At 35.0% G+C, this 21,437-nt stretch carries 17 protein-coding genes; 7 read left to right on the top strand and 10 right to left on the bottom strand.

What is annotated here, in order from left to right:
- Positions 1-29 precede the first annotated feature (29 nt).
- From FQU21_RS08885 to FQU21_RS08860, 6 genes are all read right to left on the bottom strand, one after another.
- Entirely contained in the window at positions 30-893 is an 864-nt protein-coding gene (locus tag FQU21_RS08885; protein WP_147677657.1) for a tetratricopeptide repeat protein, read from the bottom strand.
- A gap of 55 nt (positions 894-948) precedes the next feature.
- Positions 949-1,986: a vWA domain-containing protein gene (locus tag FQU21_RS08880; protein ID WP_147677656.1), complete on the bottom strand. Its 1,038-nt coding sequence runs from the start codon at positions 1,984-1,986 to the stop codon at positions 949-951.
- An 83-nt stretch (positions 1,987-2,069) separates the two neighbouring features.
- Positions 2,070-3,077 carry a vWA domain-containing protein gene (locus FQU21_RS08875; protein ID WP_147677655.1) on the bottom strand — a complete coding sequence of 336 codons (1,008 nt, stop codon included), beginning with the start codon at positions 3,075-3,077 and terminating at the stop codon, positions 2,070-2,072.
- The gene (locus FQU21_RS08870; RefSeq protein ID WP_147677887.1) at positions 3,077-4,678 is read right to left on the bottom strand and encodes a hypothetical protein; all 1,602 of its coding nucleotides are present in this window, start codon (positions 4,676-4,678) and stop codon (positions 3,077-3,079) included. The genes FQU21_RS08875 and FQU21_RS08870 overlap by 1 nt, the downstream gene beginning before the upstream one ends.
- A 97-nt stretch (positions 4,679-4,775) precedes the next feature.
- Complete coding sequence (locus tag FQU21_RS08865; RefSeq protein ID WP_147677654.1) at positions 4,776-5,642, bottom strand: DUF58 domain-containing protein; 867 nt, start codon at positions 5,640-5,642, stop codon at positions 4,776-4,778.
- 111 nt (positions 5,643-5,753) lie between these two features.
- Positions 5,754-6,755: an AAA family ATPase gene (locus FQU21_RS08860; RefSeq protein WP_147677653.1), complete on the bottom strand. Its 1,002-nt coding sequence runs from the start codon at positions 6,753-6,755 to the stop codon at positions 5,754-5,756.
- 274 nt (positions 6,756-7,029) lie between these two features.
- On the opposite strand from FQU21_RS08860, the gene FQU21_RS08855 reads away from it, so the two are divergent.
- Together FQU21_RS08855 and FQU21_RS08850 are read left to right on the top strand one after the other, a co-directional pair.
- The gene (locus FQU21_RS08855) at positions 7,030-7,782 is read left to right on the top strand and encodes an SDR family NAD(P)-dependent oxidoreductase (RefSeq protein WP_147677652.1); all 753 of its coding nucleotides are present in this window, start codon (positions 7,030-7,032) and stop codon (positions 7,780-7,782) included.
- Complete coding sequence (locus tag FQU21_RS08850; protein WP_147677651.1) at positions 7,779-8,912, top strand: ATP-binding protein; 1,134 nt, start codon at positions 7,779-7,781, stop codon at positions 8,910-8,912. The genes FQU21_RS08855 and FQU21_RS08850 overlap by 4 nt, the downstream gene beginning before the upstream one ends.
- A gap of 234 nt (positions 8,913-9,146) precedes the next feature.
- Here FQU21_RS08850 and FQU21_RS08845 read toward each other — a convergent pair whose 3' ends face one another.
- Positions 9,147-9,578 (bottom strand): TerB family tellurite resistance protein, encoded by a 432-nt coding sequence (locus tag FQU21_RS08845; RefSeq protein ID WP_147677650.1) that lies wholly within the window; start codon positions 9,576-9,578, stop codon positions 9,147-9,149.
- Between the two features lie 284 nt (positions 9,579-9,862).
- On the opposite strand from FQU21_RS08845, the gene mfd reads away from it, so the two are divergent.
- From mfd to FQU21_RS08820, 5 genes are all read left to right on the top strand, one after another.
- Complete coding sequence (gene mfd / locus FQU21_RS08840; protein ID WP_147677649.1) at positions 9,863-13,213, top strand: transcription-repair coupling factor; 3,351 nt, start codon at positions 9,863-9,865, stop codon at positions 13,211-13,213.
- Positions 13,214-13,256: 43 nt separating this feature from the next.
- Positions 13,257-14,594: a TlpA family protein disulfide reductase gene (locus FQU21_RS08835; RefSeq protein ID WP_147677648.1), complete on the top strand. Its 1,338-nt coding sequence runs from the start codon at positions 13,257-13,259 to the stop codon at positions 14,592-14,594.
- A gap of 124 nt (positions 14,595-14,718) precedes the next feature.
- Entirely contained in the window at positions 14,719-18,123 is a 3,405-nt protein-coding gene (gene ileS / locus FQU21_RS08830) for an isoleucine--tRNA ligase (protein WP_147677647.1), read from the top strand.
- A gap of 4 nt (positions 18,124-18,127) precedes the next feature.
- Positions 18,128-18,505 (top strand): TraR/DksA family transcriptional regulator, encoded by a 378-nt coding sequence (locus FQU21_RS08825; protein ID WP_147677646.1) that lies wholly within the window; start codon positions 18,128-18,130, stop codon positions 18,503-18,505.
- 65 nt (positions 18,506-18,570) lie between these two features.
- Positions 18,571-19,191, top strand: coding sequence for a lipoprotein signal peptidase (locus FQU21_RS08820; RefSeq protein ID WP_147677645.1), 621 nt, complete (start codon positions 18,571-18,573; stop codon positions 19,189-19,191).
- Here the strand turns inward: FQU21_RS08820 and FQU21_RS08815 are convergent.
- Genes FQU21_RS08815 through FQU21_RS08805 form a run of 3 tightly spaced genes read right to left on the bottom strand, consistent with a single transcriptional unit; the run spans position 19,188 to position 21,360 of the window.
- Positions 19,188-19,751: a 5-formyltetrahydrofolate cyclo-ligase gene (locus FQU21_RS08815; protein ID WP_147677644.1), complete on the bottom strand. Its 564-nt coding sequence runs from the start codon at positions 19,749-19,751 to the stop codon at positions 19,188-19,190. The two genes, FQU21_RS08820 and FQU21_RS08815, sit on opposite strands and share 4 nt — an antisense overlap.
- A 37-nt stretch (positions 19,752-19,788) precedes the next feature.
- Entirely contained in the window at positions 19,789-20,763 is a 975-nt protein-coding gene (locus tag FQU21_RS08810; RefSeq protein WP_147677643.1) for a succinylglutamate desuccinylase/aspartoacylase family protein, read from the bottom strand.
- Positions 20,764-21,360, bottom strand: a complete 597-nt coding sequence (locus FQU21_RS08805) for a RimK family alpha-L-glutamate ligase (protein ID WP_394348400.1) — start codon at positions 21,358-21,360, stop codon at positions 20,764-20,766.
- Positions 21,361-21,437 lie beyond the last annotated feature (77 nt).

Genomic DNA, 21,437 nt, shown 5'->3' with positions numbered 1-21,437 from the left:
TTTTTAGATACCGAAAACAAATTGCTAAACTACCAATCCTTATCGGTTTTAACCTTAACACCTTGCACTTTTTCTGCATTCATTTTTTCTTGAACTTTTTGTTCTTGGTTATTCATGGCTTCCAGCAAGTTTTTTATTTGCTGTGGAGACATTTGCCCCGGCTGAGGTTTAGGCTGTTGCTGCTGTTTATCCTCTTTATCGCCATCTTTACCTTGATCTTCTTTTTCGTCTTTAGGCTTGCCATCTTCATCTTTTTTATCGTCGCCTTCTTTCTTATCTTGATCGCCTTCGTCTTTTTTATCTTCTTTATTATCGCCGTCCTTATCTTTGTTATCCTTATTTTCTTGGTCGTCTTTTTTATCCTTGTTATCTTTTTGATCTTCGTTCTTATCTTGTTTATCGTCCTTATTTTCGTCGTCTTTGTTTTGATCTTCTTGTTGCTTAGCACATGCTTTTGCCAAGCCTAAATTGTAACGCGTTTCATCATCGGTAGGATCATTTCTTAAGGCACTTTTAAAAGCTTCTACAGCTTCTTTACATTTTTTACCTTTCATTAAAATGGTTCCAATGTTATGAAATGCTTTATGTTTTTCAGATTTAGACGTTGCTTTCGTTGCTGCTTCCTCTAGCCTAAATACAGCTTCGTCTAAACTTCCTTTAGTATAATAAGCGTTTCCTAAATTGTAAGCGCCTGCAATACTATTAGGATTTTCAGAAATGGCTTTTCTATATTCCATTTCGGCCGAAACATAATCATCTTCATTTACCAAGTTATTACCTTCATAAACGTAATCGTTCGCTTTTTTAAGTGCTTGTAAATGTGCCTTTTCTTCATCTTGTGAAAAAGAAAAAAAGGTTACAAACAAAACTATAAATGTAATTAAGTATTTCATTTTTAAATTCTTATACCTAAGATAAAAAACTTAGATTTTTTTGTTGTTAACGAAATTATAAATTCTCATTAAATAAATTCAACTTTTTCAACCAACCAGTTTTTCGTTCTAATAAGAAAACATCTATTAGTAAAAAGAAAATACCCAAACCTAAAAACCATTGAAACTGATCTTCAAAATCGGCAAATTGTTTGGCTTCAAATTCGGTTTTGTCCATACCGTTTAATATCTCTCGAATATTTTCAACGACATCATTGGTGCTTTTTCCGTTAATATACACCCCATCAGCTTCATCGGCAATCTTTTTTAAGGTGTCTTCATTTAAACGTGTAATTACCGTTTCGCCTTGGCTATCTTTTTTATAGTTTAAAACAATGCCATTTCTTTTAATAGGAATGGGGCCACCTTTTATATCGCCAACACCAATGGTAAAAATCCGAATCCCTTCGTCGTGTGCTTGTTCGGCCACAGCAACGGCGTCTTCACTATGATCTTCTCCGTCGGAAATTATAATTAAAACCCGGTTGGTTTGTTCTTCATTATCAAAATATGTGGTAGCTAATTTAATAGCCTCATTGATTGCTGTTCCTTGTGAGGAGAGCATATCGGTATTCATATTATTCAAAAACATTTTAGCCGAAGCATAATCTGTGGTTATTGGTAACTGCGGAAAAGCCTTTCCGGCGTAAGCGATAATCCCAACACGATCGCTGGCTAAATTATTGATGATTTGCGTCACCAATTGTTTCGATTTTTCCAATCGATTTGGCGCAATATCTTCGGCCAACATACTTTTAGAAACATCGACAGCAAATACAATATCCACACCTTCACGCTTTACCGTTTCTAGCTTTGTCCCTATTTTAGGATTTACCAATGCAATGGTTAAGCATAAAAATGCTAAACATAACACCACCACTTTTAAAATGGATTTAAACAGCGATTTATTTGGGCTTAAACGTTTTAATAACGCTTTATCGGCAAACTTTTTTTGTGTTCGGTATCTCCAAAATTGAAGTAGCAAAAACAGGACAATTATTACAGGAATAATTGCCAAAGTCCAAAACCATATTTTTTCTTCTAATTGAAACATTTTTTTTAGTTTTCAGTCTCGGTCACAGTTTTAAGTTAGCGACGAATCTTAACTGCATTTTTTTGTTCTAAATTATTATTTATTTATATGAAACTTTTAAATAATGTATGGCGCAATAGTAATTCTAACAATAATAAAAAGCCTGCTAAAAGCACTAATGGTCTGTATTTTTCTTCGTAATTATAAAATTTAAACTCTTCAACATCTGTTTTTTCAAGCTTGTTAATTTCGCTATAAATTTCTTCTAATTTCTTGTTATTTGTAGCTCTAAAATATTTTCCACCGGTTACATTGGCTATTTCTTTCAGTAAAGCTTCGTCTATTTCCACTTTAATTCTTCCGTATTGAAATTGGCCTGTTCGAGGATCGATAGCTACTGGCGATAAAGCCATACCATTAGTTCCTAAACCAATAGTATAAGTTTTAATACCATATTCTACAGCTAATTCACTGGCGATTTTAGGATCGATAAAACCCGAATTATTAACCCCATCGGTTAATAAAATAATGACTTTACTTTTGGCTTTACTATCTTTTAATCTATTTACAGATGTTGCTAAACCCATACCAATAGCGGTTCCGCCTTCAATAATATTATTGTATTCAATACTTCTTAATGAGCGTAATACAATAGCTTTATCGCTGGTAATTGGTGTTTTTGTATAGCTTTCCCCTGCGTATTCAACCAAACCTATTCGATCGTTTGGACGACCTTTAATAAACTCGGCTGCCACTTCTTTTAGTGCATCTAAACGATTGGGACGTAAATCTTTCGCCAACATACTGGCCGAAACATCAATGGCCATAACGATATCGATACCTCGTGTGGTTTTGGTTTTAGAGGATACATCTACCGTTTGCGGTCTTGCCAAAGCCATAATTAATAAGGCCAAGGCCAATAAACGCAAAGCAAACATAATGGGTTTTAATTTTGTTAACCAAGAACTGGTTACTTTAAACCCTTTTAAACTCGACATTTTTAACTCTGCCGTTTGTTTATTATGCTTAAACACATACCACAATATAGCTAGCGGAAGCAATAGCAACAACCAGAAAAATTCCTTATTTACAAATTCGATGCCTTCAAACATTATTCTTCTGCTTTTTTAAGTTCAACGGAATTTATAATACGTTCCACAATTTTATCGGCATACGGATCTGTTTTATTCCAAACAATAGAAATACGCTGTAAAATATTGTTAGTTGAAAATTGTAAAATCACATATTTACCTTCATAAAATTCTTTGGAATTTAAAATTGGGAAATTTGCCGTTCCATGTGTTTTTAATCCTTCTGCACCATTAGGTGTTGTAAATTTATCGCTTAGAACTGCAATATCGGTAACTCCCGCCTGCTCCAATTGTTTTATAGCACCATCTTGAGCTTGCTTTAAATCGATATTTTCATCCTGCTTAGCTTGCTTTAAAACTATTGTAGATACATCGACACTAAAGAAGTTTAATAAACTTCCGTAATTAAAACTTGTAACACTCATTTGAGCCTGCGCTTCCTCTGGAAGTTCAACCGAACTGCGTTTTAAAACCTTTGGCGTTGTAATAGTAATTGGAGGAACCCCGTAGGCACTAGTTACCCAATCGCCCTCTAAAAGCTCGATACTATCATGCCCGATAAGCGTATCTTTTACATAACCAAAACCATATTTTAAAGAGAAACCTACAAAGGTCGCTATCAATAAAAACAAGGCAATAACTACGGTTAAAATTACTTTATTACGCTTCTTTTTACGGGCTTGTGCTTCACGATACTGTTCATCAAGAAGTTTTTCTTCTTCTGTTGGTTCTGGCAAGGCTTCTTTTACATTATCAATTTCAACATCAATTGTGCTTCGGTCTAATTTTGCTAACTCAATATCTGGCGCAGATTTGGCAAACTTTACTAAATCGGCACGCTTTAAAATACTTTCAATATTTTTAATATCCTCTTTACTTAAATCAACCTGATTGCCTTCTTTAAGTATATTTAATCGTGTAATTAACTCATCCGTGGTACTTTCTAAGGCGCGATCGTAAACTTTTTCATCTAAATATTTACGGATAATAAACGTTAATTCAGAATAATAATCTTTTAAATTTTCTTGTTCTAAATACGGACTTTCATCAAGAGTTTTCAAGGCTAATTTAGCACGATCGTATGGTGGAAGTAAAGCAATTTTTTCCTCTTCGGAAAGTGGTTTTTTACGCCAAATAAACCAATACAACAGAAAACTAATGGCAGCAATAATTAACAACACTATTAACGCTGTTTTCCACCAATCGCTAGGCGATTTTTCAACTTCAATAATAGGCTTAATATCATAAAGCCCTTGTTTTGTAGTATCTATTACCACATTGTTTACTTCAACTTTTAACGAATCGGTAAAAAATGTTTTGGTACCAATAATTACTTTTTGGCGTGGAATAGTGTACGATCCCGAATCGAATTGGGTTAAACCATATTTTTTAACAAGGTTGTATTTGTCGTTCTTTTTTAAGGTATCAACCGCATAAGATTCTATCATTTCTAAAGGCGAAAATGATTGCCCTTCGGGGAAAACCACTAAACTCGTCGTATCGGTTTCTACCTGAATATGATAGGTAATTTGCTCACCAATTTTTATGGAAGTGGAATCGATAGCCGATGTCACTTGCGAAAATGAGAAAAAAGAAAACAAAGAAAAGAAAATAGCCAGCATAACGGAATTTCGCCCGATAGCCAACACTTTGTTTGATGTATTTATATTTCCTATAGTATGTTGTTTCACTTTCAATTTTTTTAATTCTTATTTAGAATTATGCGCGGTGTTTAAAATAGCCTAATAGCTTTTTAACGTAACTTTCATCCACTCTACAATCTATAGCACCTGCACCCGATTTGGTAAAACTCTCTTTGTAATACTTTACTTTTTCGTGATAGAATTTACTGTAGTTTTTACGTACCGATTTTGATGATGTATTTACCAACATGAGTTCGCCCGTTTCTTCATCCTGCATTTGCACCATGCCTAAATTCGGAATCTCTTCTTCACGTTTATCGAAAATTCGAATACCGGTAACATCGTGTTTTTTAGCCACAATTTTCATGGTTTGATGATAATCGTCGGCAATAAAATCGGACAACACAAAAGCAATCACTTTTTTCTTCATGACATTTTGCATGAATTTTAAAGCTTCGGCTAAGTTAGTTTGTTTACTTTCTGGTTGAAATTCGATTAATTCTCGAATAATACGAAGCACATGCGAACGTCCTTTTTTAGGCGGAATATATAATTCTACTTTATCTGAAAATAAAATAAGCCCTATTTTATCGTTATTCTGCGTTGCTGAAAAGGCTAAAGTTGCAGCAATTTCGGTAACTACTTCATTTTTAAACTGGCTTTCGGTACCAAATAATTCCGATCCCGAAACATCAACCATAAGCATCATGGTTAATTCGCGTTCTTCTTCAAAAACTTTTACGTAAGGTTCGCTATAACGCGCGGTAACATTCCAATCAATGTTACGAACATCGTCCCCAAAATTGTATTGGCGTACTTCACTAAAGGTCATACCACGACCTTTGAAGGTAGAATGATATTCACCTCCAAAAATATGATCAGACAGTCGCCGTGTCTTAATCTCTATTTTTCGTACTTTTTTTAGTAATTCTTTAGTATCCATGTATTCAGTAAACAGTTTTCAGTCGCAATATTCAGTTATCATTAAACCGTTGAGTTTTTAGTATTCAGAAAAATAAGTCACTACCCACTAAAGCTGAATACCGAAACCTTTTTATGGCACTTCAATCTCGTTTACTATCTTATTAATGATATCTATAGAGGTTACATTTTCGGCTTCAGCTTCGTATGTAATACCTATTCTATGGCGTAACACATCGTAAACAACAGCACGAACATCTTCTGGAATAACATAACCACGACGTTTAATAAACGCGTAACATTTTGCTGCTGTCGCTAAATTAATACTACCACGTGGCGATGCCCCAAACGAAATTAAAGGTTTTAAATCGCTTAGTTTATATTTTTCTGGATAACGCGTTGCGAAAATAATATCTAATATATATTTTTCAATTTTCTCATCCATGTACACCTCTCGAACCGTTTCCTGCGCACGCAAAATTTGCGACACCGAAACTACAGGATTTACTTTTTCCCAAGAGCCTTTTAAATTAGAGCGCATAATTAATTGCTCTTCATCTAATTTTGGATAATCTATTACGGTTTTTAACATAAAACGATCGACCTGTGCTTCCGGTAACGGGTAAGTTCCTTCTTGTTCCACAGGGTTCATTGTTGCCATTACTAAAAATGGTTTATCTAATTTATATGTTTCATCTCCAATAGTAATTTGCTTTTCTTGCATCGCTTCTAATAATGCCGATTGCACTTTGGCTGGCGCACGGTTTATCTCATCTGCTAATACAAAATTTGCAAAAATAGGCCCTTTTTTAATCGAAAAATCATTAAGCTTCATGTTGTAGATTAACGTCCCTGTAACATCGGCCGGTAATAAATCTGGCGTAAACTGGATACGGCTAAAACTACCATCTACGGCTTGTGCCAACGTATTAATCGCTAATGTTTTCGCTAACCCAGGAACACCTTCTAATAAAATGTGTCCTTGCCCTAATAAACCTATTAGTAAACGTTCCACCATGTGTTTTTGGCCTACGATTACTTTGTTCATTTCAAGCATTAATAAATCAACAAAAGCACTTTCCTTTTCAATTTTCTCGTTAATAGACTTAATATCAATTGTACCTGTTTCTTCCATTATTTTCTTGTAATTTAAAAGCCGAATATACAGCCCTTATTTGAGGAGTGCAAATTGTTAATTTTTTTCGGTTGACGCTGTTAAAAATTGGTTAAAAATTAAACAAAATGCAATGTTTTCGGACTTTAACCTATTATTATGATAAGTTTTTCTTAATTATTTTTTTATTTCTTTTTTAATGCAAGTTTTTAACTATAATTTATTATTAATACCTGCACCATAAACTTGTTTTTAAGTATTTTTATAGATGAATTAATTATGAATACACAACAGCATGACAAAAACAGCCCTAATTACAGGTGCCACTAGCGGAATTGGAAAAGCAACAGCCTTTGAATTCGCTAAACATGGTATTAAATTAATACTCTGTGGCCGACGATTAGAACGCCTAAACACCATACAAAACGCACTAAAAGACCTAACCGAGGTACATATTTTGAATTTTGATGTACGAGATAAAGAAGCGACACTCAATGCCATTAACAGTTTACCTGAAAATTTTAAAACCATCGACATTTTAATAAATAATGCTGGAAACGCCCATGGATTAGACCCCATTAACGAGGGAAACATTGACGATTGGGATGCCATGATGGATATTAACGTTAAAGGTTTACTCTATGTTAGTAAAGCCGTTATTCCACAAATGACCGAAAGACAATCGGGGCATATTATAAACATTGGCTCATCGGCAGGAAAAGAAGTTTATTCAAAAGGCAATGTGTATTGCGCAAGCAAACACGCCGTTTTAGCCATTACAGAAGGCATGCGTATCGACTTAAACCCTTACGGTATTAAGGTGGGCGCCGTAAACCCAGGACTGGTAGAAACCGAGTTTTCGGAAGTTCGTTTTAAAGGCAACCCCAATGCCAACAATACCTACAAAGGCTTTAAAGCTTTACAAGCCAAAGATGTTGCCGACGTTATTTATTTTGCCATTTCACGACCACCACACGTTAATCTGGCCGATATTTTAATGTTCTGTACCGCACAAGCAAACAGCACTATCGTTAACAAAGAAGCATGATTAACAAACGCCTCCTCATAAAACACCTTTTGGCTCACAACGATGAGAATAGTTTTTATGACAAAAAGCGTAAAATTGATATTGGGTATAAAGAAGGGAAAGCCAAGTTTTTAAAACATGTTTGTGCATTATCAAACAGCAACCCAAAAAACAACGCATACATTGTTATTGGAGTAGAAGACGAAGAAAACAATATTGTTGGCGTCGATTTTTTTGATGATAGTAAAATTCAGAATTTAATAAACGCCTATTTAACCAACCCACCCATTGTGCAGTATGAAAACATCCCATTTCCGCATCTGCCGGACCACAAAGTTGTGGGTTTGGTTACCATTAGACCAACAGGAAAACTAACATCCCTCCGAAAAAACGTTTGGAAATACTACGGAGGCTCCATCTTCTTTAGAGAAGGCAGCATTAGCATGCCTAAAGTTTTTGAAAGTGACATAAAAGATGTTAACTCCAAAATTGTTGAAGCCATAGAAAAAAATGCGCAAAACAATATTGAACACACCCTCGACGGCGTTTTCGATTTCATGAAAACTCGTGTGGACTACAACCCACAATACAAAGTGTTTCAAGAGTATTTTGTAATCTGCTGGGCTGGGCAAAAAAAAGTCACCAAAAATCAAATTTACTACTCACGGGTCGATATAAAACTGATTAACGAACAAGTTCTTTTATTTTTTTCCGCCTTAGACGAGGTCTCCATATCAATAACCGATGAGACCTTTAAAATTATTGAATATGTCAACTTAGCATTTCAAAATTCAAACAAATATTACCCCTTAGAAGAAACCCTTATTAAATTTGAAAATAACGCGAGTTACACCATAGAAACCAAACTTTTATTCGAGCCACCACAGTACGACAAAAAAGTTTTACACCACATTTACAACAGCAATAACAGCATTCTAGAAAAACTAAAAAAAGGCCTATCATTAACCCAACAAGAAGAAAACGATTTAAAAAACCTCCCCGTTACCTACTTAATTTGCTACCTTAATTTGTTTCACGAAGCCATCGACAAACTAAACGAAGCCAAACCTTATTTAAAAAAACACAACACCGAAGTTTATACTTTATACAAAGAAACCGTACGTATTTTAAGAAAAATAAAATATAGTTAACCTTAAGGTAATACTAAAACCAACACATTTCCCAAATTATTTTTAAATTTGCAATGCTATTAATCTTTTTAAGAAATTAACCTTGATGCTTGTTTTCATTTCAGCCGGAAACAGTTCAAGGTTTTTTTATACTAACAAACACCAAAACTCCAACAGCTCGTTTTTTTTTGCATAAAAAAAGCGTCCTAAAAATAGAACGCTCATTATATTATATAACATCTAAGAATAAAATCTTTATTTATTCATATTTTTTATTTCATCAACAAAAATATCCAAATCCACACCTCTTTCTACTAATTTCAGTGCTTTATCTACAATATATTTCACATTATCAGAATGAAAACCAAGTCCTAATGCTATTTTCTTCAGCAAAATCACTTCTTGTTCACTTTTAATTTCATCCACATAAACCATACGGGTCAAATCATACAAACGCTCTAAACGACGATCGTAAGATACCGGCGGATTAATTGGATGATTTTTATAATCCTTCAATATAATCTCAAAATCACCTTCACTAATATCCAATTTATGTGCTAAACGTTTTAAAAACGCTTGCTCATCATCCGTAATAATGCCATCATTCATTGCTACTTTTACAATCGCTGCAAAATGGTCCTCGTTACGTTTTTTAAAACCACTATCAAATAAATCTGAAAATGACATATCTTAATTTCTTTTAGTTAGTGCTGCAAACCTACATCTTTTTTTTAAGATTTTAAACCTTAAGTTTATTTTTTTGGGCGTTCCCCAAGGGTCAGGCTTTCCTCTGCAAGTCCTCGCGTTGCTGATTTCCATCAGCAACGCTGTGGGCTTTCCGTTGCAATCCTTAACGCAAATACAGAAATGCCTCAGATAATTTAGTCCAAAAAATTTAACATTTTTGGCAAATTCAAACCCCTCATAAACCCATCTAAACCTTATATTTGCAAACGTAAAACCATAATTACGTGAGTAAATCTATCCTCTCGCAAACTTATTTACAGACTTTGCAAACGCAAAATCTGCAAACTGCTATTGCCAAAAATCAAAACAAAATACATTTAAAAGGTCTTGTAGGCTCATCACTATCTTTCGTTATTGCCAATGCCTTTAAACAAGAAGACAAACCTTTTCTACTCGTTTTTAACGACAAAGAAGAAGCCGCCTTTTACCTCAACGATTTAGAACAACTTTGCAACAACAAAGATGTTCTATTCTACCCAGGAAGTTATCGTCGCCCTTACGAAATAGAAGAAACCGATAACGCCAACGTATTACTCCGCGCCGAGGTTTTAAACCGTATCAATTCGCAAAAAAAACCGGCCATTATTGTTACCTATCCCGATGCCCTTTTCGAGCAGGTGGTTACCCGCAAAGAACTGGAGCGCAATACACTAAAAGTAGCCGTAAACGATAATTTATCCATAGATTTTGTAAACGAAGTCCTTTTCGAATACCAATTTAAACGCGTCGATTTTGTTACCGAACCCGGCGAATTTTCAGTTCGTGGCGGTATTGTCGATGTCTTTTCATTCTCTAACGACTTGCCTTATCGTATCGAGTTTTTTGGAGACGAGGTGGATACCATCCGGACTTTCGATGTGGAAACCCAATTATCCATCGATCAAATAAAAAAAATAAACGTTATCCCTAACGTTGCCAATAAATTATTCGAAGAAAAACGTCAAAGTTTCTTAAAATACATAGCTCAAAAAACAATTATTGGTTTAAAAAATGCCGATATACTCTTTTCAAGAATCGACGATTTTTACAAAAAAGCCGAGGATACCTATAAAAATCTATCTTCCGAAATAAAACAAGCCAAACCAAATGAGCTGTTTTGTAATTCCGCCATCTTAAAAAAACAATTACTCGACTTTTCAATTATAGAATTCGGAACCAATTCTATCATGTCTAAAATTGGAAACGCCGTTCAAATTATAGAGTTTAAAACCACACCGCAACCATCTTTTAATAAACAATTCAATTTATTAATAGAAGACTTAAACAGCAATCATAACAAGGGTTATACCAATTATATTGCCTGCGTTAGCGAACAACAAGCCAAACGTTTTCACGATATTTTTGATGATGTGGAAGGCGACGTTTCTTATCAAACCATCGTATTATCTTTACATCAAGGATTTATAGATCACGATACTAAAATAGTGTGTTATACCGATCATCAAATTTTTGAACGTTACCATAAATTCAACGTAAAAAATGGCTATGCAAAAAAACAAGCCATCACTTTAAAAGAACTCACCAATCTTGATATTGGCGATTACGTCACGCATATCGATCATGGTATTGGACGTTTTGGCGGACTTCAAAAAATAGATGTTGAAGGCCAAAAACAAGAAGCTATTAAATTAGTTTATGGCGAAAGAGACGTGCTTTATTTAAGCATTCATTCCCTGCATAAAATCACAAAATTTAATGGAAAAGACGGCAAACCTCCTAAAATTTATAAATTAGGTAGCACCGCTTGGAAAACTTTAAAACAAAAAACCAAAGCACGGGTAAAACACGTGGCTTTTAATTTAATAAAACTTTACGCCAAACGTAAAACTAAAAAAGGCTATCAATACAAACCCGATAGCTATATGCAACACGAGTTGGAAGCTTCGTTTATTTACGAAGACACCCCCGACCAAAGCACCGCAACAGCCGATATTAAAATGGACATGGAAAGCGAACGCCCCATGGACCGTTTAGTTTGTGGCGATGTTGGTTTTGGTAAAACAGAAGTCGCTATTCGCGCGGCTTTTAAAGCGGTAGACAACGGAAAACAAGTGGCCGTTTTAGTACCAACAACCATTTTAGCATACCAACATGCACGTACTTTTCGTGAACGTTTAAAAGATTTCCCGGTTACGGTAGATTATGTAAACCGCTTTAGAACCGCTAAAGAAAAACGCACTACCCTAGAGGGTTTAGAAAACGGTAACGTAGACATTATTATAGGTACCCACCAAATTGTAAACAAAAACGTAAAATTTAAAGATTTAGGACTTTTAATAGTCGATGAAGAGCAAAAATTTGGAGTTGCCGTAAAAGAAAAACTAAAAACACTAAAAGAAAATGTCGATGTACTAACCTTAACCGCAACACCCATTCCAAGAACCTTACAGTTTAGCTTAATGGCAGCCCGCGATTTATCGGTTATAACAACACCACCACCAAACCGCTATCCTATTGAAAGCCACGTGATTCGTTTTAGTGAAGATGAAATTCGAGATGCGGTGAGTTATGAAATTCAGCGTGGCGGACAAATTTTCTTCATTCATAATAGAATAGAAAATATAAAAGAAGTAGCTGGCATGATCCAACGCTTAGTACCCGATGCCAAAATTGGCATTGGCCACGGGCAAATGGATGGCAAAAAACTAGAACAACTCATGCTTGCTTTTATGGATGGTGAATTTGATGTTTTGGTAAGCACCACCATTATTGAAAGTGGTTTAGACGTGCCCAATGCCAACACTATTTTTATAAATAACGCCAATAATTTTGGCCTAAGCGATTTACACCAAATGCGCGGCCGTGTTGGGCGAAGCAACAAAAAAGCCTTTTGCTATTTTATAACCCCAGAATATTCGGCCATGACCGACGATGCCCGAAAACGCATTACCGCTTTAGAGCAATTTACAGAATTAGGTAGTGGGTTTAATATTGCCATGAAAGATTTAGAAATTCGCGGCGCTGGAGATTTACTCGGTGGTGAACAAAGTGGATTTATGAACGATATTGGTTTTGACACTTATCAAAAAATATTGAATGAAGCCATTGAAGAACTTAAAGAAACAGAATTTAAAGACCTTTATGACGAACCCGAAGAAGATCGCGTTTATGTAAAAGATGTCACTATAGACACCGATTTTGAATTACTTTTTCCAGATGATTATGTTAATAATATCGCTGAAAGATTAATCCTATATACGCAGCTAAATAATTTGAAAACCGAAGCCGAATTACGTACTTTTGAAACGGAATTAATCGATCGTTTTGGAGAACTTCCAAAGCAAGTGACCGATTTACTAAATAGTGTCCAAATTAAGTGGTTAGCAACCAAAATTGGTTTTGAGAAAGTCGTTATGAAAAAAGGGAAACTTGTTGGTTATTTTATAAACGACCAACAAAGTAATTTTTATCAAAGTCCGAGTTTTACCAAGGTTTTACAGTTTGTACAAACACACCCTGGAGCTTGCACAATGAAAGAGAAATCTACCCGAAATGGCTTACGACTTATGCTAACTTTCGAAAACATAAAAACAATAAAGCAATCTTTAAGCGCATTGCAACCCATCGTGGCTTAATTTTTGTTTCATTTTAAAATTAAATAAATACATTTTCAAAATTGTGAAACGTTTACTCTATTTAATCCTCTTATTACCTAGTTTTTTATTTGCCCAACATAGCATAAAAGGCACATTCTCTCCTGCAAAAGATTACAATTTTGCTTTACTTTACAAAGTAACACCAACCCTATCTGCTTATATTGCTAATTCCGAAGTGGATAAAGAAACCGGGGGTTTTGAATTTCAGTTAGATTCTACACACACAAAAGGCATATATCGTGTGGTTTATGCCGTACCACAAGAGGATTACAATTTCGACGTGATTTACAACGGCAAAGAAGATATTGAATTGACTTTTAATTCTGAAACTGGGGTTATGTTTCAAAAATCTTCCGAAAATAAACTTTTAGCTTCCTACACCAACAGCATGTCTATGGTAACCCAAAGCATTGGTAATTTCTTTAGATCGGGAAGTAAAAAAACAAAAGCTTTAAAATCTATTTTTAAAACACAACAAGACACACAACACGAGTTTGAAAAAGCAGCCCAAGGCATGATTGCTTTAGAATTTATAAAAGCCAATAAACCTTTTGTTCCAAGCGATTTTGAAGATTTGGAAACCTATAAAAACCAATTAAAATCGCATTATTTCGATTATGTAGATTTTAATAATCCAACATTACAAAGCTCCAGTTTTTTAGAAGAAAAAATGCTGAATTACGTATTTGGAATGTCATCGGAAGCAGAAGATGATGCCACCAATTACAAAAATAATATAAACGTTTTTTGCGACGCTTTAAAAATAGCGCCTTACGGTGTGCAACGTATTTTACTGGTTGATTTATGGGAACAAATGGCCGATTTAGGTTTCGAGTCTGTTGCCAATTATATTTCAGACAATTATTTAATGACCGTAGCAAAAGCGCTAAATGACAAAGAATTAATTAGCGGCTTAACTATCTTTAAAACCTTATCGATTGGTAAAAAAGCTCCAGACTTTCCTCTTAAAATAAAAAAAGAAGGTAAACTTATTGACACCCAATTAAGCAAACTAGATCTTGCAAAAAATTACATTGTAGTCTTTTGGAGTAGTACTTGCTCACATTGTTTAGATGAAATTCCACAACTAAAAACCTTTGTAAATTCTTTGGATAAAGGTTTGGCAAAAGTTGTTGCTATTGGTCTAGAAGATGAACCTTATAATTGGAAAAGCCTCACCTACGATTACCCGAATTTTATACATGTTTACGGCGAAGGAAAATGGGATAATGAAATAGGCGATGCCTATAACGTTACAGCAACACCAACCTATTTTATTTTAGACAAAGACAAAAAAATTATATCAAAACCCGAAAATTTTAAAGCTTTACAAGCCTTTTTCAACACAACAGAAGAATAGTATAAAACAAGCAACATAAACACAATTTTAAAGACCACAACTTTAGTGGTCTTTTTTTATTTTAAAAAATTAATGTTTTAAGTATAATTCCTTAAATTCGCATCCTTACTAGAATTAATGATAAATGAGCGCTAAATTTCCTGAATACAAAGGACTTGACTTACCAAATGTTGCAGACCAGATCTTAAACTATTGGCAAGAAAATAACATATTTGAAAAAAGTGTAACCACCAGAGAAGGTCACAAACCTTTTGTGTTTTTTGAAGGCCCACCTTCGGCAAACGGCTTACCAGGGGTTCACCATGTTTTAGCACGCGCTATTAAAGATATTTTTCCGCGTTATAAAACTATGAAAGGCTACCAAGTAAAGCGTAAAGCTGGCTGGGATACCCATGGTTTACCTATTGAATTAGGTGTAGAAAAAGAACTCGGCATTACCAAAGAAGATATTGGTAAAACCATTTCGGTAGAAGATTACAACGCAGCCTGCCGAAAAGCCGTTATGCGCTACACCGATGTTTGGAACAACTTAACTCAAAAAATGGGATACTGGGTAGATATGGACGACCCGTATATTACCTACGAACCAAAATACATGGAAACCGTTTGGTGGCTATTAAAAGAAATATACACTAAAAATTTAATGTATAAAGGCTATACTATTCAGCCTTATTCACCAAAAGCAGGAACTGGTTTAAGTTCGCACGAGGTTAACCAACCTGGAGCTTACCAAGATGTTACCGACACCACTATTGTGGCGCAGTTTAAAGCCATAGAAAACACCTTGCCCGATTTTTTACAAAACGAAGGCGACATCCATTTTATAGCTTGGACTACCACACCTTGGACATTACCAAGTAATACCGCACTAACCGTTGGACCAAAAATTGATTATGTTTTAGTTGAAACTTATAATCAATACACATTCAAACCTATGAATGTTATTTTGGCAAAACCATTGGTTAACAAACAATTCGACGGAAAATTTAAACGTGTAGAAGAAAAATCGGCTCTTTTAGAATATAAAGATGGTGATAAAAAAATTCCATATTTTGTTGTAAAAGAATTTAAAGGAAAAGATCTTGTTGGTATTAAATACGAACAATTATTACCTTATGCTTTACCAAACGATAACCCCGAAAATGCCTTTAGAGTTATTGCTGGAGATTTTGTAACCACAGAAGATGGTACCGGAATTGTACACACCGCACCAACTTTTGGAGCAGACGATGCTTTGGTTGCCAAACAAGCAACACCAGAAATACCACCAATGCTTGTAAAAGACGAAAACGACAATTTAGTACCACTTGTAGATTTACAAGGTCGTTTTAGACCAGAAATGAAAGAGTTTGGTGGTAAATATGTTAAAAACGAATATTATGATGACGGTGAAGCTCCCGAACGCTCTATAGACGTTGAAATTGCTATTAAATTAAAAGAAGAAAACAAAGCCTTTAAGGTTGAAAAATATAAACACAACTACCCACACTGTTGGCGTACAGATAAGCCAATTCTATATTACCCATTAGATTCTTGGTTTATTAAAATTACCGATGTAAAAGGGCGTATGCACGAGCTTAACACAGGCATCAACTGGAAACCAAAAGCTACCGGAACTGGCCGTTTTGGTAATTGGTTAGCAAATGCAAACGACTGGAATTTATCGCGTTCACGCTACTGGGGTATTCCATTGCCAATTTGGAGAACCGAAGATGGTAAAGAAGAACTTTGTATTGGTTCTGTTGAAGAATTAAAAGCCGAAATGGCAAAAGCCGTTTCCGCAGGTGTTTTAGCTGAAGATATTTTTGCAGATTTTGAAGTTGGAAACAATTCCGAAGAAAACTATGCGAAAATAGATTTACACAAAAATATTGTTGACAAAATAACTTTAGTTTCGGCAAGCGGACAACCTATGAAACGCGAAAGCGATTTAATTGATGTTTGGTTCGATTCTGGGTCTATGCCTTATGCGCAATGGCACTATCCTTTTGAAAACAAAGAAAAAATTGACGACAACAAATCCTTCCCAGCCGATTTTATCGCAGAAGGTGTCGATCAAACTCGTGGATGGTTTTACACACTCCACGCTATAGCTTCTATGGTTTTCGATTCTGTGGCTTACAAAAACGTAGTCTCTAACGGATTGGTCTTAGATAAAAACGGACAAAAAATGTCTAAACGTTTAGGGAATGCCGTCGATCCATTTGAAACTTTAGGAACTTATGGTGCCGATGCCACCCGTTGGTACATGATTGCTAACGCAAATCCTTGGGATAATTTAAAATTCGATTTAGAAGGTATAGAGGAAGTAAAACGTAAATTCTTCGGAACACTTTACAACACCTATTCATTCTTTCAGCTTTATGCTAATTTGGATAACTTCAACTATAGCGAAGCCGATATTCCATTAAACGAACGCCCGGAAATAGATCGCTGGATCCTTTCAGAATTACACACTCTTATTCAGAAAGTAGATGCGTTTTATGCCGATTACGAGCCTACAAAAGCAGCGAGAGCCATTTCAGATTTCACACAAGATTATGTAAGTAACTGGTTTGTACGTTTAAGTAGAAGACGTTTCTGGAAAGGTGATTACCAACAAGATAAAATTTCGGCATACCAAACACTTTACACCTGTATGGAAACTATTGCGAAGTTAGGTGCCCCTATTGCACCGTTCTTTATGGATAAACTGTATTTAGATTTAAATTCGGTTACTAAAAAAGAATCTTTTGAGAGTATTCACTTATCAGAATTCCCAGTATTTAATACCGATTTTGTTGATAAGTCTCTAGAAAACAAGATGGAAAGCGCTCAAATTATTTCCTCTTTAGTACTTTCATTACGTGCAAAAGAAAAAATAAAAGTAAGACAACCTTTACAAAAAATAATGATTCCTATTGATAGTGAATCTCAAAAAAATGAAATTTTAGCCGTTGCAGACCTTATAAAATCAGAGGTTAATGTCAAAGAAATTGAAGTTTTAGAAGATGCTTCGGATATTTTAGTAAAACAAATAAAACCAAACTTTAAAGTCCTTGGCCCCCGTTTTGGAAAAGACATGAAAGCCATAGCGCAATTAGTTAATAACTTCACAGCGAACGACATAAAAGACATTGAGCAAAATGGTATTTTGGACGTCGAAATTAACGGAAAAAGTATTACCTTAGAACGTGCAGATGTTGAAATAACATCGCAAGATATCGAAGGGTGGTTGGTTGCAAACGAAGGTTCATTAACAGTAGCTTTAGATGTTACAATTTCTGAAGAATTACGTCATGAAGGTATTGCGAGAGAATTAATAAACCGCATACAAAATTTACGAAAAGATTCAGGTTTTGAAGTTACAGATCGTATTAATGTTACTTTTCAAAAAGACGAACATATTGTAAAGGCCGTAGAAACAAACCTTGCGTATATTAAGTCTGAAACACTAACAAACGAATTAATAATTATTGATAAATTAGAAGATGGTATAGAAATTGCTTTCGATGAAGTAAATACCAAATTATATATCGAAAAAAACTAAAATTATGGCAGAAAATACGGTAAGATACTCGGATGCTGATTTAGCAGAATTTAAAGTACTAATTACAGAAAAAATAAAAAAAGCACAACACGATTTAGCCTTAATACAAAGTGCGTATATGAACGACCATAGCAATGGAACCGAAGATACATCGCCACAATTTAAAGCTTTTGATGAAGGTAGTGCGGTAATGAGTAAAGAATCGAACTCGCAGTTAGCCATTCGTCAAGAAAAATTTATTCGCGACTTAAAAAACGCTTTAATTCGTATTGAAAATAAAACTTACGGTGTTTGTCGTGTTACAGGGAAATTAATAAACAAAAAACGTTTAGAACTTGTACCACATGCCACATTGAGTATCGAAGCTAAAAACATGCAATAATTCGTAATTAAAATTTTATATTTGAAACGTCTCATGCTTTCATGAGGCGTTTTTATTTTTTAAACATGTCTTTAAAAAAATCTATTATACTTATTATTTCCATTTTATTAATCGATCAGATTAGTAAAATTTATATTAAAACCCATTTTGCCCTTCACGATAGTGTCGAGGTTTTTACATGGTTTAAAATATATTTTATTGAAAATGATGGTATGGCCTGGGGTACAAAAATTAGTGATTTTGCTTCATTTATAAATGACAGAACTGCAAAAATAGCTTTAACATTATTTAGAGTCTTTGCCATTTTTGGTATTGGCTATTGGCTAGTAGATACCACCAAAAAACAAGGTTCTAAAATACTAATAGCCGCTATTGCATTAATCTTTGCTGGTGCCTTAGGAAATATTATAGATTCGGTATTCTACGGCGTTTTATTTGACAGCAGTTTTAACCAAATAGCTTCATTTTTACCTGAAACAGGTGGCTATGATGGTTTTCTACACGGAAAAGTAGTAGACATGCTTTATTTCCCATTATTTAGTGCAGACCTACCCAAGTGGATTCCTTTATATGGCGGACAACGTTTCAATTTTTTCGAACCCGTTTTTAATGTTGCAGATATGGCCATAAGCACGGGTTTTTTAATGCTTATTGTTTTTAATAAGAAAGCGTTTAGTAAAAACTAAAACCGATAAACCCGCTCCGGAGTCACACAATAATCCAAACGCACATCACTTTCAAAAACATCGGTAATTTCCGCGTCAGCATTAAAAAAAGACAAGCCAATTTTAATAGTTTCAGGTTTACATTTGGCTAAGAACCTATCATAAAACCCTTTACCGTAGCCCACGCGATTACCTATTTCATCGAAAGCTAAAAGCGGAATAAAAACCACCTCAACTTTGTCGTCCAAAATCTCAATACCATCAACAGGCTCAGGAATATTATAACTATTTTTTTTAATCACGGTATTATCGGTAAGCAAAAAATGCATCATTGCTCCCGTTTTAAAATCACTTTTAGAAATTAAAATATTTTTATCTTTTCCAGATAGAATATTAAGAATATAATCGGTATTGACTTCCTTATGTTCTTCAATAGCAAGAAAAACATGGTAAAATGAATAATCCCAAACAGGCAATTTTAAAAGCTGATTAGCAATAGCCAAACTAAAATCGTCTATTTGATTTTCAGATAGCGCCTTCCGAAGTTTTTTATACCTTTTACGTAATTCGTTTTTAGTCATATCCTATTCAGAATTTGTAATCAAAAATACGTAAAATTTAATGTTTCAACCGTGTAGAAATATGAAATAAAGCATCCCCTTGATACACAATCGGCGATTCGTTTACATTAATAATATATCCTGAATTTGGTGCTTTTACAGCATAGTCAAACTTTCCATAAGGATCGGTAATATTCCCCAGAACATCACGCTTATCCACATACGACCCTATGGCTACGGATGCTTTAAACATACCCGAAAATTTGGCTCGTTGCCATTTACTATCATCAATAAAAATACTGCCTTTTCTAGGGCTAGACGATTTAAAATTAACCCCTAACATCCCTAAATGTTTTAAAACCCGTTTACAACCATTTACTCCAGAATTAGTAACAACATCATCAATATGGTTCGACTTTCCACCTTCAAAAAGCAACAAAGGCTTTCCTAATTTAAAACAGGTCGTTCTAAAAGATTTAGATAAATTTTTAGAGTATAAAACAAAAGGCGCAGCAAAGGCTTTTGCTAATTCATTAAGTTGAATATCACCTTTAACATATCGTAATTGCGGTGCATTAAAACGGCCAGAGCCTCCGGTATGAAAATCTAATATAATATCCACATGGGGTAAAATATCTGTCACCAATTTATAAGCCACACGCCCTGCTAACGAACCCGTAGGACTTCCCGGAAACACGCGGTTTAAATCCCGACCATCGGGAAATTCTCGTTTTAAATTTATAAATCCGAACACATTAATAACCGGAATGCAAATAATGGTTCCAATCTTTGGTTTATTAATGCCTTTAGCAATAAGTTGACGTACAATTTCCACACCGTTCACCTCATCGCCATGAATTCCCGCAGTAAAAAGCACTGTGGGCCCAGGTTTTTTAGCACGCTCAATAATAACCGGCACATTTACCGGTGTTGAAGTATGCAAATTAGCAACATCAAAATTAACCTCTCTACGTTCTCCTGGGCGTATATCCTCTCCTAAAATAGTTAAAATGTTATTACTTAATTCTGGCATTTATTTGGTGTTTTTTTCAATATAAACAATAATATTTTTTGCAATATTGCGTCCCGTAGCGCTTTCAATACCTTCTAAACCAGGCGTGGAATTTACTTCCAAAAGTAATGGTCCACGTTCCGACTGTAACATATCCACACCACAAACGGGTAATTTTAAGGCTTGCGCTGCATTCATCGCCACCTTCAACTCATCGTGATTTAATTTTACAATCACTGCCGATCCGCCACGGTGTAGATTAGAACGAAACTCGCCTTCTTTCCCTTGGCGTTTCATAGCGCCAACCACTTGGCCGTCCACCACTAAAGCCCGTAAATCTGCACCTTTAGCTTCTGCAATATATTCCTGCACCAAAGCACGAGCTTGCAAGCCATTAAAAGCTTCTAAAACCGATTCGGCTGCATTTTTAGTTTCCGCTAAAACCACCCCCAAACCCTGAGTTCCTTCCAAAAGCTTAATAATTACAGGTGTTCCGCCAACATGTTTAATAACACGTTCCACATCGCGAGAATAATTGGTAAACACGGTTTTTGGCATCCCAATTCCGGCTTTAGACAACCGCTGGAAACTACGCAGTTTTGTCTTGTCCTGAAATATGGCTACAGGTTAAAAATTGAATTTAGGCTGATAATTTGTATACCATATTAGGTGTTTTATAATCTAAAGATAAGTGT

Origin of the sequence: Algibacter pacificus (assembly GCF_008033385.1) — a bacterium.
GTDB lineage: Bacteria > Bacteroidota > Bacteroidia > Flavobacteriales > Flavobacteriaceae > Algibacter > Algibacter pacificus.
This window is presented reverse-complemented; position numbering and strand designations above follow the sequence as displayed.